This is a genomic window from Catenuloplanes nepalensis (genome assembly GCF_030811575.1).
In the GTDB taxonomy this organism is placed as follows: domain Bacteria; phylum Actinomycetota; class Actinomycetes; order Mycobacteriales; family Micromonosporaceae; genus Catenuloplanes; species Catenuloplanes nepalensis.
The window spans coordinates 3,228,529-3,240,738 of the sequence record NZ_JAUSRA010000001.1; the positions used below are offsets into that span (position 1 = coordinate 3,228,529).

Annotated in this window: 9 protein-coding genes and 1 pseudogene; 7 read left to right on the top strand and 3 right to left on the bottom strand. The window is 72.9% G+C overall.

Annotation, left to right across the window (positions count from 1 at the left end; genetic code table 11):
- The first annotated feature begins 3 nt into the window (after positions 1 to 3).
- Complete coding sequence (locus J2S43_RS13705) at positions 4 to 2,160, top strand: endo alpha-1,4 polygalactosaminidase (protein WP_306829392.1); 2,157 nt, start codon at positions 4 to 6, stop codon at positions 2,158 to 2,160.
- Positions 2,160 to 5,078 carry an NACHT domain-containing protein gene (locus J2S43_RS13710; protein WP_306829393.1) on the top strand — a complete coding sequence of 973 codons (2,919 nt, stop codon included), beginning with the start codon at positions 2,160 to 2,162 and terminating at the stop codon, positions 5,076 to 5,078. The genes J2S43_RS13705 and J2S43_RS13710 overlap by 1 nt, the downstream gene beginning before the upstream one ends.
- Positions 5,079 to 5,267: 189 nt before the next feature.
- Here the strand turns inward: J2S43_RS13710 and J2S43_RS13715 are convergent, their stop codons facing one another.
- On the bottom strand, positions 5,268 to 5,600 hold the full coding sequence (locus tag J2S43_RS13715) for a hypothetical protein (protein WP_306829395.1): 333 nt from the start codon (positions 5,598 to 5,600) through the stop codon (positions 5,268 to 5,270).
- Between the two features lie 97 nt (positions 5,601 to 5,697).
- On the opposite strand from J2S43_RS13715, the gene J2S43_RS13720 reads away from it, so the two are divergent.
- A complete protein-coding gene (locus J2S43_RS13720) occupies positions 5,698 to 6,624 on the top strand; it encodes a hypothetical protein (RefSeq protein ID WP_306829396.1) in 927 nt (308 codons plus the stop codon).
- A 611-nt stretch (positions 6,625 to 7,235) separates the two neighbouring features.
- Here J2S43_RS13720 and J2S43_RS13725 read toward each other — a convergent pair.
- Positions 7,236 to 8,060 carry a sulfite exporter TauE/SafE family protein gene (locus J2S43_RS13725; protein ID WP_306829397.1) on the bottom strand — a complete coding sequence of 275 codons (825 nt, stop codon included), beginning with the start codon at positions 8,058 to 8,060 and terminating at the stop codon, positions 7,236 to 7,238.
- Positions 8,061 to 8,231: 171 nt separating this feature from the next.
- On the opposite strand from J2S43_RS13725, the gene J2S43_RS13730 reads away from it, so the two are divergent.
- The gene (locus tag J2S43_RS13730) at positions 8,232 to 8,456 is read left to right on the top strand and encodes an amidohydrolase family protein (protein ID WP_306829398.1); all 225 of its coding nucleotides are present in this window, start codon (positions 8,232 to 8,234) and stop codon (positions 8,454 to 8,456) included.
- Positions 8,457 to 8,741: 285 nt separating this feature from the next.
- On the opposite strand, the pseudogene J2S43_RS13735 reads toward J2S43_RS13730, so the two are convergent.
- Positions 8,742 to 10,019: pseudogene (locus J2S43_RS13735) on the bottom strand (ThuA domain-containing protein); the annotation flags it as partial.
- A 339-nt stretch (positions 10,020 to 10,358) separates the two neighbouring features.
- Here J2S43_RS13735 and J2S43_RS13740 point away from each other — a divergent pair.
- From J2S43_RS13740 to J2S43_RS13750, 3 genes are all read left to right on the top strand, one after another.
- Positions 10,359 to 10,982 carry a DUF4865 family protein gene (locus J2S43_RS13740; RefSeq protein ID WP_306839270.1) on the top strand — a complete coding sequence of 208 codons (624 nt, stop codon included), beginning with the start codon at positions 10,359 to 10,361 and terminating at the stop codon, positions 10,980 to 10,982.
- An 8-nt stretch (positions 10,983 to 10,990) separates the two neighbouring features.
- Positions 10,991 to 11,653 (top strand): NAD(P)-dependent oxidoreductase, encoded by a 663-nt coding sequence (locus J2S43_RS13745; protein WP_306829399.1) that lies wholly within the window; start codon positions 10,991 to 10,993, stop codon positions 11,651 to 11,653.
- A gap of 111 nt (positions 11,654 to 11,764) precedes the next feature.
- Positions 11,765 to 12,184 (top strand): hypothetical protein, encoded by a 420-nt coding sequence (locus J2S43_RS13750; protein ID WP_306829400.1) that lies wholly within the window; start codon positions 11,765 to 11,767, stop codon positions 12,182 to 12,184.
- Positions 12,185 to 12,210: the final 26 nt, after the last annotated feature.

Genomic DNA, 12,210 nt, shown 5'->3' on the forward strand with positions numbered 1-12,210 from the left:
GAGATGGAAACGTCCGTGGTACGCGCGGTGGCCTGGGCCGTGACCGGCGCGGCCTGCGTCGGCTGGGCCGTCGTGGCCGGGTCCGGCAACGGCTATCCGATCAGCGCACCCCGGCTGTCGTCCGGCGCGGCGTGGCTGCCGACCTCGGCCACCGGCGGCCTCACCCTGCTCGACGGCTCGACCGCCCGGGTGGCCGCGCACGTGCACGTACGGGTGACCAGCATGGTGCAGCACGACCACGACGCCTATGTGGTGGACGCCGTCACCGGCACGGTCCGGCATGTCGACGGCGCGACCATGAGGGTCGGTCCCGCCATCGCCCCGCTCCCCGGCGCGCGGAAGGGCTTACGGGTCCTCGCCACGTCCACCGTGGTCTACGCGATCGACATGGTCTCCGGGCGCGTCGCCCTGCTCGACCCGTCGAGTCTGGCCACGCGTCGTGCGCCGTGGACGTCCGCGGCCGGCGCGTCGACCGGCGCCGCCCTGGACCGGGACGGACGGCTCTGGCTGTTCGACGCCGCCACCGGCAACCTGTCCGTCGTCACCCCCTCCGGCGAGACCTCGGAGCACCGGGAGGCGGCCCGCTCCGGCACGGGAACGCTGGTGCCGGCCGGCGATCGGCTCGTGGTGGCGGACGGATTCGCCAGAAAGGTGACGATTTTCGATCACGAGAGCGGCCGGGTGGACAGGTGGGTACCCCTCGATCCTCGTGCCGCCGGTGCCCGTGCGGCGATCGGTGGCTCCTCCACCGCCACGCGTCTGCTCGTGGCCACCGACGGCAAGGTCAGCGTCTGTGACCTGGACCGGTCCAGCTGCACGACGCCGATCACGCTGGACGGGGCCGGTCCGTCGCTGGGCGCCCCGGTGGAGGCGGCCGGGCGGCTGTTCGTACCCGACTACACCGGCGGCGACGTCTTCGTCGTCGACCCGGAGGACCGGACCGCCGTCGTCGCCCGGACGAAGATCCCCGGCGGAGCGGCGAGACTCACGCTGATCGCCAAGGACGGGCTGGTGTTCTTCAACGACCCGATGAGCGACCGGGCCGGCGTGATCCGGCCCGACGGCACGGTGCGCAGCATCCGGAAGTACGCCCCACCACCGCCGGCCGCACCGGGCAGTACCACCGCGCCATCGCCGATCCCGGTGACGCCGTCCGCTCCCGCGCCCACGGCGTCACCGGCGTGGGCACGGCCGTCGCCCGGCGGCTCACCGCCGACGCCGGGCCCGAGCGCGAACGCGGCCGGCGACGTGACGGCCAGACCCAGGACGCCGGCCCCGCCCGGCGGGCCGGCGCCGGCCACGACCGTGCCGGTCATCCCGACGGTCGCGGTGACCGGCGGCCCACAGCCGGACGACGCCTCCCGGGATCCGCGCGGCAGGCCTCCCCGGCCCGTGCCCGGCGCGATGTTCGACTATCAGATCGGGGGTGGCTACCCGCCCGGACCCGGGATCGAGGTGGTCAGCCGGGACCGCGCGGACGGGGCCGTCATCGGGCTCTACAACATCTGCTACATCGACGCCTTTCAGGTGCGGCGCGCGGAGAACGACTGGTGGCAGGAGCGCCATGACGACCTTCTGCTCCGGGACCGATCCGGCAGCAGATACCTCGTGGACCGGCCATGGGGGATGCCCATGCTCGACGTCTCCACGGAGGAGAAGCGCCGCGCCCTCGTCGGCATCGTGGGTGAGTGGATCGACCGATGCGCCGGCAACGGCTTCCAAGCGGTCGAGATCGACAACATGGACTCGTACGAGCGGTCGGACGGTCAGCTGAGCGCCGACTCGGTCGTCGCCTACCTGGAACTGCTGATCGCGCGGGCCGGCGAGGTCGACCTCGCGGTCGCGCAGACGAACGCCCTCGGCCTCGGGAAGCGCGTCAAGGAGGCCGGCGCCCGTTTCGCGATCGTCGAGGAGTGCGGACGCTATGACGAGTGTGCGGACTACGAGGCGATCTACGGCGACGACCTGATCGACGTCGAATATCAGCAGGCCGGCCTGAACGCCGCGTGTGATGTATCGGACGGCCGTTTCTCCGTGGTCCTCCGCGATATCGACGTCTCCGTGCCCGGAAGCCCGGCATATGTCTACAGGACATGCCCGCCCAGGTCACAGGGCAGGCCGAGCGTGTCGTGGCCGCTCGACCCGATCACGTGGCCCTGATGGGACTGCCCCCGTCGGGCCGAGCGCTGGCCGGAGTGCTCGCGATGGTGGGCATCCCCGCGCTCGCCGCGGTCAGGCTGAAGGAGTTCGCCATCGCGCACCCCGTCGCCGCGGTGGCGCTCGTCGTCGCGTACGAGACGCTGCTCGGGATCGGGACGTTGCTGGTCCGTGCGATGAGCAAGCCGATGGATCGGCGCCTGGACCAGCTCGGTGACGCCTTCGACGCCGCGCTGAGCCGGCAGGCCGCGCGCTATCGCCGTCGCTACCGTGCCTACGTGCGCGCCTCCCTCCGGCAGCTCGACTCCAAGGGGCTGGCCACGATCGGGCCGTTCTCGCCGGAGCTGGGCGAGGTGTACGTCGACGTCGGGCTGACACCGCGGGCGCCGGGCGAGGTACCCACCGGCGCGCTCACCGAGGATCCGGCGCACCTGCCGCCCCGGAGGGCGCTGTCGGACTTCGTCGACCGGGAGCGGCCGGTCGTGCTGGCCCTGCTCGGCGGGCCGGGCTCGGGGAAGACCACGGTGCTGCGGCGGATGGCCTACCAGGCCGCGGCCGTGCGGCGCGGCCGGCGCCGGAGCACCCCGGTGATGCTGGCGCTGCGCGACCACGCCCCTGCGATCATCGAGGATCCGGCCCTGACGTTGCCGACGCTGCTGCGCACGGCGATGCCGGACCGGGAGGTCGCCGAACCGGCCGGCTGGTGGGCCAGGAAGCTCCGGGACGGTGACTGCCTGATCCTGCTGGACGGACTGGACGAGATCGCCCGGGCCGAGGACCGTACCGCGGTCAGCTGCTGGATCGAACAGCAGATCAGCGTGTATCCGCGCAACGACTACGTGGTGACCTCCCGGCCGCTGGGCTACGAGACCGCGCGGATCACCGGCGCCGACGTGCTGTGGGTCCGGCCGTTCAACGACGGCCAGGTCACGCTGTTCCTGCGCAACTGGTACCTGGCCACCGAGCGCCGGGCCACCGGCGGCACCGGACCGGACGTCACACTGCGCGCCGAGCAGCACGCGGCGGACCTGCTGGAACGACTCGCGGCCGCGCCGGCCCTCTACGACCTCACGGTCAACCCGCTGCTGCTGACCATGATCGCCAATGTGCACCGGTATCGAGGGGCGCTGCCCGGCAGCCGGGCCGAGCTGTACGGCGAGATCTGCCAGGTCATGCTGTACCGCCGCCAGGAGGCGAAGAAGCTCCAGCCGACGGTCGACATCCCCGGTGCGGACAAGGAGACGCTGCTGGCCCATCTGGCGTACACGATGATGTCCCGCCGGGTCCGGGACCTGCCCCGCGAGGCACTCCTCGCCGCGCTGCAACCGCGGCTGGCCCGGCTGCCCGGCGACGTCGCCGGCGAGGACTTCCTCACCGACGTCGCCAACAACGGGCTGCTCGTGGAGCGTGAGCACCAGGTCTACGCGTTCGCCCACCACACGTTCGGCGAGTACCTCGCGGCCCGGCACATCGTCACCGGCAACCACGCCCGGACGCTCATCCGCAACGTCGACGACACCTGGTGGCGGGAGACGACGCTGCTCTACCTGGCGCTGCCCGGCGTGGACGCCGACCCGATCGTCCGCGCCTGCCTGCGGGCCGGCAGTCACCCCGCGCTCGCCCTCGCGTTCGCCGCCGCGGCCGGCCGCCCGCTCGCGCCCGACCTCCGGCAGCAGCTCGACGACACCCACCTGCTGGCGTTCCGGCCCGACGCGGACCCGGCCCACCGGCGGCTGATCGCCGGTGTGCTGGCCACCGAATCGCTGTCCCAGTGGATCGCCACCCCGACCGGCAGCCACGTCTGCCCACAACCGGTCACCACCCACCTGTACACGCTGTTCCTCCGGGACACCGGCAATCCACCGCTCGAGGTTCCGCCGGCGGCACCGCCGGCCCGGGCCGAGATCGTCATCAGCGCCTGGGCCGGCGACGCCCGCGCGTTCACCGCATGGCTCAACTCGCTGAATCCGGGCCCGATCGTCTACCGCCTCCCCACCGAGGAGGAGGCCCGCTTCGTCTCCGCGAAATCCGGGTCCGCCGGCCCGCCGCGGGCCGTGTGGACCATGCGGGAACCGGATCACCCGCCGGCGGTGTGGCACTCCGACGACCGGTCACCCGTCCACACCGTCACCGGCGCCGAGCTGCACCGCGCGGTCGCGGCCGACGCGCAGGCCACGGACGTCCTCACGCAGTTGCGCTGGACCCGGATCCGGACCCTCGCCATCGCCCTGACCCGCGGCTGCCTCGGCGACGACACTCTCGCGCTGATTCGCGACCTCGATCGCGTCCTGGCGCACTCCGGCGGCCTCTTCGTCGATCACGTCCGGGACCTGGAACGCACGCTCGGACCCGTCCTGCCACACGTCCACGTCCTGGACGCGAACCTGGCACTCGACCTCGCCGCGTCACTTCGCCTCGCCCGTACGCACGGCATCGCCCACGACCACGAACGCACCCTCGGCTACGCGCTCGGGCTCGACGCCGGGGCCGGCGGTGACGGCCTGGCGACGTGGCACGTGCTGGCGAAGGCGGCCATCGCCCCCGACGGCACCCCGAGTGGGACCGACCACTTCGCCCGATCACTGCTGGAACAGGCAGGTCTTCCCGGGACGGCCCGGTTCGACGTCGACCTGGACGTGCTGTCGAAGACCGCGCGGGACGCCTGTGCGCAGCTTCCGACTCCGGTCGCCCAGCGGTTCGCCGAGGCGATGACACCCGTGCTCGACCGGCGATCCGCCTCGGTCGGCATCCGGTGGGCGGCACTCCGGCTGCCGGCCCTCGTGCTGGCGGCCGAAGCGAACCACCTCGACCTCCCCGAGGCCGCAACCGGCTTCCGGCAGCTCGCCGCCGGCATCACCCTCCTGCAACAACGGGCCGACGACCACAGCCGCCTGGAGACCATCCTCCTGGCCCGCGCATAGATTCCGCGTACCCCCCGCAGTGGGTGGTTCTTTCACGGCCAGGTGCGGCGGGAGGCCGGGGTCGCGCGGCCACGTGCCGGATCCGCCCCGCGACGAGCCGCCGGAGGTATGCCTCGGGCAGCGCCGGATTCGCGGCGAGCCCTCGACCGTGGCAGCCGGGTCGGCGATGTCAGGCAACGCCCGGCACCATCACCGCACCGGCAGGCCGACGCGGCGGCCGAGGCCGAACTCGGCGGCCTCGTCGTCGGTGACCATCGCGAACGCGCCCGGCGGCATCCGGTCCAGCGACGCGAGCCGCGAGGCCGCCCGCAGCACGGCCTGCTCGTCGGTTCCGGTGAGAAAGAAGACGTAGGCCGGGCCGAACTGCTCACCGTCGTCGTACTCCGCCGCACCGTCGGTCTCCGCGTCGAGGCCGAAGAGGAACTCCTCGGCATCCTCGATCCAGGGGAACGGGTAGTCGTCCTCCGCGACGTCCGGCGCAGGCAGCAGTGGCACGTGAACCTCGACGATGAGTGTCGACACCCGCCCATGATGCCTCAGGCGCGTGCCGCCGCGTTCGGACGCCCGGTTCCGGGAGCGTGGCGCGCGGGGTGTGCGGGCGTCCGGCAGGTCGCGGGCGGTGACGTCGGCGCCGTGGAACCGGCGCCGGGTCCGGCACGTCCTACCCGGCATGCCGACCTTCGCCCGTCCCGCCGTGCTGCTGCTGACCGCGGCGCTGCTGCTCACCTCCGCCTGCGCGAACACCGACGATGCCGCGCAGCCGGCCGCTCCCGGCGCCTCCGTGCCGCCCGGCGCGCTGGTGCTGCGCGTCGACTACACCGGCGGGTTCGTCGCGCCGGCGACGGTCGCCACCCGGCTGCCGATGATCAGTGTGTACGCGGACGGCCGCGTGATCACCGAAGGGCCGGTCACGCTGCAGTACCCGGGGAACGCGCTGCCGAACGTGCTGCTGCGGCAGATCGAGCCGGCCGCGGTCGAGCAGCTCGTCGAGCGGGCCCGCTCGGCCGGTGTGCGCAACGGCGCCGATCTGGGGCGGCCCGGCATCACGGACGTGCCGACCACCCGCTTCACGCTGCTGACCGAGGAGGGTCTGCAGACCACCGAGGCGTACGCGCTGTCCGAGGCCGCCGGCGCCGATACCGGCCTGACCGAGGGTCAGGTCCGCGACCGGCTCCTGCTGACCGAGCTGATCACCGCGTTGCAGGACCTGCCCGCCACGCTCGGTGCCGACCGGGCCGGGGACGAGGTCGCGTACCGGCCGGCCGAGATCGCCGCGGTCGCCGGCCCCTGGCAGCCCGACGAGACCGTCCGCGACGCGCCGGAGATCGCCTGGCCCGGCCCGGAGCTGCCCGGCACCTCGCTCGGCGACGGCCTCGACCTCGGCTGCGTGACCGCGACCGGCCAGGCCGCGGCCGACGTCCTCACCGCGGCCGCGACCGCGACCGCCATCACGCCGTGGACCTCGGCCGGCAAGAAGTGGACCGTCCACCTGCGCCCGCTCCTGCCGGACGAGCACACCTGCGCCGACCTCACGGCCCGTTCCTGACCGATGCTGTCGGTGGGTCCGGCTCCGGTGTACCGGCCCGATCGCGGCGGCCTGACTCGCACACGTCGGCGCGGGATCAGGGTATCGAGATGGGCCGACATGCCGAGTTCACCGCCGCCACGAACACTCCGGTCTACTTCTGCGACCCGGCCAGTCCGTGACAACGCGGCTCCGGGACCGGGAGCTGATCACGTGTCGCACATCGTTGTCATCCGGCGCTTTCAACAACGATTTGCGACACGTCGTTGCTTCCAGGAGTCCCCGTCGCCACCTTTGTGCTGATATTTCGGGCATGGCATAGGAGGGGCCGGCTGGGCGCCGGATCCAGGTAAGCCATCGGACCCGAGAACCTCCCTCCGAGTTCTTCCCGGCTGCGCCGGGGATACACCAAGGCGCCTCGTGGCGCACCTCATCTGCCGCAGATGGCGCGTGGGCCGGGATCGTCATCGGGAGGTTCGGCCGATGATCGCTGGCGTCTCGATCAATGTGAATACCCCGCGGGAGCGATGGTCCTCGGGTGTGACGGCTTGATCTGGTCCCGCCTGGGCCGGCGGCTGGAGCCCGGTTCGGCGACGGAGAGCGTTGGCGTCGTGGCGGGCCGTGCTGGTTGATCATTCGGTGGTGGCGTGTTTCCAGACCTTGATCGATGACAGCAGGAGCAGGGCGGCCAGGCCGGGGACCAGGATCGCTTCGGGGACCACGCCGAGCAGCATGCCGCCGGCGATGGTGCCGGTGACCGAGCCCAGCGCCAGGGCCGTGACGAGGCGGGCGTGCTGACGTAGGACGGTGAAGCTGCCGTCGCGGCTGTAGCGGGCGAACGCGACGAGCATGGTGGGCAGTGACACCGCGAGTGACAGGCTGCCGGCGGTCTTGATGTCGGTGCCGAACAGCAGCACGATCGTCGGGATCAGCAGTTCGCCGCCGGCGACGCCCATGATGGCGGCGACCACGCCGATGACGAACCCGGCCACCACGCCGGAGACGATGACCGTGGCCGGGGCGAGCGCGACGTGGTGCAGGGTGCCGGAGTGGTTGGCGATCAGTGCTGCGGCGATGAGCACGAGCATGGCGGCGAGGATCCGGTAGAGGGTGGCCGAACGCATCCGGGTGGCCCAGGTCGCGCCGGCCCAGGCGCCGGCGAGGCTGCCGGCGAGCAGGTTGACGACCACGTCCCAGTGTGGCGTGAGCGCGGCGGCCGGCACGGCCGCGAGCCGGGCGGGCAGGGCGGTGAGCACCACGATCAGGCTCAGCGCCTTGTTGACGATGACGGCCTGCAACGCGGCGAACCCGAACAGCATGATGAGTAGGGGCAGGCGGAACTCGGCACCGCCGAGGCCGATCATGCCGCCGAGCACCCCGACGGCGGCGCCGCCGGCGAAGGCCGTCGGGAGTGAGCCGCGCAGGCTGCGGACATGGGTGGTCTGCGGCGCGGTCACGCCGGTGACCTTACCGACCTTCGCTGTCGGCGCCCCGGCCCGCCTTTCCGGCGACAGGCCGAACGAAGCCATCACCAGACCGGGCGGATCGGGGTGGGGCCGTCCGCGTGGGTGCCGACGTAGGAGGCCAGGGCGGCGCGGACCGTGCCGAGGTCCGGGACCAGGCGGTCCATGCACGAGGAGCTGGCGCTGCTCACCGAGGCCGGCCTCACCCCGGCCGAGGCGCTGCACGCGGCCACGATCGCACCGGCGCGGGTCTTCGGGCTGCACGACCGCGGCGCGGTCACCCCCGGCCTGCGCACCGATCTGCTCCTCGTCGACGGCGACCCGGCCACGGACATCCACGCCACGACCCGCATCCGCCACGTCTGGATCGCCGGGACCCGGGTCGTCTGAAGATCCAGAGTCAAGTTCTGGATCTTCCCGCTTCCGGCGTGGTACGGCCCGCATGCTCCCGCGGGCCAACCGCGCCGAGGGCTCCGGCTCCGCTGGCGCTCCGCTCCGCCCGCGGCGGCGGAGCCGGTTCCGCCGTGGCCGGGGCGAGCCGCGATGCGCGTCGCACCGGCCGTGGCGCCACGCGGCCGGCGTGGCGCGGTGGTGCCGGGGCGAGCCGCGATGCGCGTCGCCGCGACCGTGGTGCCACGCGGCCGGCGTCGCGTGTCAGGAGGCGCAGTCGCCGGGGCCGGGCAGTTCCTTGATGCGGATGTGGCGGAACGAGACCGTGTCGTCGGTACCGTGGTTCTGGATGCCGATGTGGCCGGCGAGGGACCGTACCGTGTCGGGGTTGGTGAAGTCGTTGATCTTTGTGCCGTTGAGGAAGATCTGCAGGTGCTCGCCCTCGACCAGCAGCTCGAAGGTGTTCCACTCGCCGGGTGGGTTGAGCGCGGCGTCGCGGGCGGCCTGGTCGGCGGCCCGGAACGTGTAGACGGAACCGGTGGTGCGGTCGGCGGCGTCGGTCGCGTCGATCTGGATCTCGTAGCCGTTGCCGACGGCCGACCACGGGTCGTCCGAGGGCGGGAAGCCGATGAACACGCCGCTGTTGTCGTCGCCGGTCATCCGCCAGTCCAGCTTCAGCGAGTAGTGGGTGAACTGCTTCGCCTCGTACCAGAACAGGCCCATGCCGCCGGTCGAGGTGAGCGTGCCGTCGGTGTTCGTGAACGAGCCCGGCCCGGCCTGCGACCAGCCCGTGGTGTCGCCGCCGTAGAGCGTGGTGTAGCCGGTCTCCGGGCGGCAGTCGGCCTGCGCCTCGCCGGCCGCATAGCGGAGGCCGCCGAGCAGGTGCGCCCGGAAGTCCGCGTCCGCGAACGACTCCGGGGTGTGCCCGCCGCCGGTGTAGAACGACCGGCCACCGTCCAGCGTCTTGCACCAGGCGATCGGGTGGTCCGGACCCATCGTGCCACCGGTGTACGTCGACTCGTCCAGCGTGGACAGCACGTGTGCGGTGGCGCGCGGGTTGGTGCGGTAGTCGTACCACTCGTCGGTGCGGTTCCAGGCCTGGGGCAGGTGCGCGGTGGCCGGATGCGCGCGATCCTCGGTGCGGACCACGGCCGGCTGGACCGCCGGGTGCGAGGCGAAGTACGCGCCGACCAGCTCGCCGTAGAACGGCCAGTCGTACTCGGTGTCCGCGGCCGCGTGCACGCCCACGTAGCCGTGCCCCGCCCGGATGTAGGACTCGAACGCGGCCTGCTGGCCCTCGTCGAGCACGTCACCGGTGGTGCTGAGGAAGACCACGGCCTCGTAGCCCGCGAGGCCGTCGGCGGTGAACGTGCCCGCGTCCTCGGTCGCGGTGACGGTGAACCCGCCGGCCGCGCCCAGGTCCCGGATCGCCTGCACCCCGGCCGGGATGGAGTCGTGCCGGAAGCCGGCGGTCTTGGAGAAGACCAGCACGTCGAAGGGATCGTCCGGCAGCGGCGCCGGCGCCGGCAACAGCAGCGCGGCCGCGAGAATTCGCCCGATCATGGCAACACCCACTTCTGGTCGGCGAGGTCGCAGCCGCGCGGGAACACAGGGCTTCCGCAACGTGTCGTCGGCCGGCGCGTCCCGGTGTGGAGTGCCCGGCGGACCCCGGAGATGGCGTGTCCGGTTTAGAGTAGCGTCGATGGGACGGCCGCGCCGGGTGAAGCCTCGCGAAGAGGTCATGCCGGGGTCGCGGTCGAGGTCTTCGCCCGCAGCCCCGATGCCCCGTGGATCGAGTAGCGCTCGATGCGCGCGGACCGCGGAACCGTTCGACGACGCGATCGCCGGTGCGGTCGCGCTGCTGTCCGCGTTGCGGGCCGAGGAGGAGCACCCGTGATCGCCATGCAGTACCGGCTGAACCTGCCGGCCGACTACGACATCGACATCATCCGGCAGCGGATCGCGTCGGCCGGGCCGCTCTTCGACCACACGCCGGGGCTCGGCCTCAAGGCGTTCATGCTGCGCGAGAAGGGCGTCGACGGCTCCCCGCTGCACCAGTACGCGCCGTTCTACCTGTGGGCCGACTCCGCCGCGGCCGCCACGTTCCTGTGGGACGGCGGCGGATTCGCCAGGGTCGTCGCCTCGTTCGGCCGCCCGGTCGTGCAGACCTGGATCGGCGGCGGCTACCACCGCGCGGCGGCATTCACCCAACCCATCACCCACGCGGTACGGCGGGTCGCGCCGATCCCGGCCGACGCCGACCCGGCCGAGACCGCCACGGTGGTCGGCGCGGCCGTGCGGGACCGGCTCGCCGAGCCGGGCCTGCACTCGATCGCCTGGGCCGTCGACCCGCGCACCTGGGAGTCGATGACGTTCGCGCTGCACGCCGGCCGGCCCGACCCGAGCGACGGCGAGCTGTACCAGGTGCCGCACGTCTCCGCGCCGCACGAGCCCGCGCTCCTCGGCCCCGGGACGACCCCGGGTCAGCCCACGGGCCGAGGCGCGGGTGGCACGCACCCTGCATGATCGTCGGCATGAGACTGACCATCCTGGCCGCCACCGGCGGCGTCGGCGGGCACCTGCTGCGTCAGGCCGTCGCGGCCGGGCACGAGGTGACGGCCGTGGTGCGCGACCCGGCCCGGCTGGCGATCGCGCCCGCGCACGTCGTCACCGCCGACCTCGCATCCGGCGTGGACCTGCGGGCCGCGGTCGACGGCGCGGACGCGGTCCTCTCCGGTCTCGGTGCCCGGTCGGGCGCGGAGGCCGGCGTCGCGTCGCGCGGCACCCGGGCCGTGGTGGCGGCGATGCACGCGACCGGGGTGCGGCGAATCGTCGTGGTCAGCGCCGCCTCGGTCGGGACCGTGGCGTCGCCCGGCCGGCCGCAACCGCCGCGGCACAATCCGGGGGACGGGTTCCTGATGCGGCACGTGGCCGCGCCGCTGGCCAAGGCCGCGTTCCGCCGGCACTACGCGGATCTGGCGCTGATGGAGGACGTGCTGCGCGACAGCGGGCTCGACTGGACCGTGTCCAGGCCGCCCCGGCTGCTCGAGGTGCGGCTGCGGCGGCACTACCGGACCGCGGTCGGGCGCAACGTGCGCGGCGGCGCGTTCATCGCCCGCGCGGACGTGGCCCGGCACATGCTCGACGTGCTGGACCGGCCGGAGACGATCGGCCAGAACATCGGCATCGCCTACTGACCCACATCCACCCGGCCGGCATGACACCGGCCGGCATGACACCGGCCGGCACGGCGCCCGCCGAAGGGACCGGGGACGCCGGGTCGAGAACGCACAGGTCAGGAGGTCGGAGTGAGACGTCGACGGATGCACCGGGCCGTGTTCGCGGCCGCCGGGGCGTACAACATCGCCTGGGGTTGCTATGCGGTTCTGGATCCGCAGTGGTTCTTCCGGGTGAGCGGGCTGCCGCTGTCCAACTCGCCGCAGATCTTCGCCTGCCTCGGCATGGTGCTCGGCCTCTACGGCCTGCTCTACCTGGAGGTCGCCCGGCGGCCCGAGGCGGGCTGGCCGATCGCGGCGGTCGGGCTGACCGGCAAGATCCTCGGGCCGGTCGGCCTGGCCTGGCTGATCGCGACCGGTGCGTGGCCGCCCGCCACGGTCGTCATGATCATCACGAACGACCTGATCTGGTGGGTGCCGTTCGCGCTCTACCTGCGCGACGGATGGCCGGACTACCGGGCCACGTTCACCACTGTCGCCGGCCGATCGTGATCCAGGCGTCATCGACGTGGTCAGAA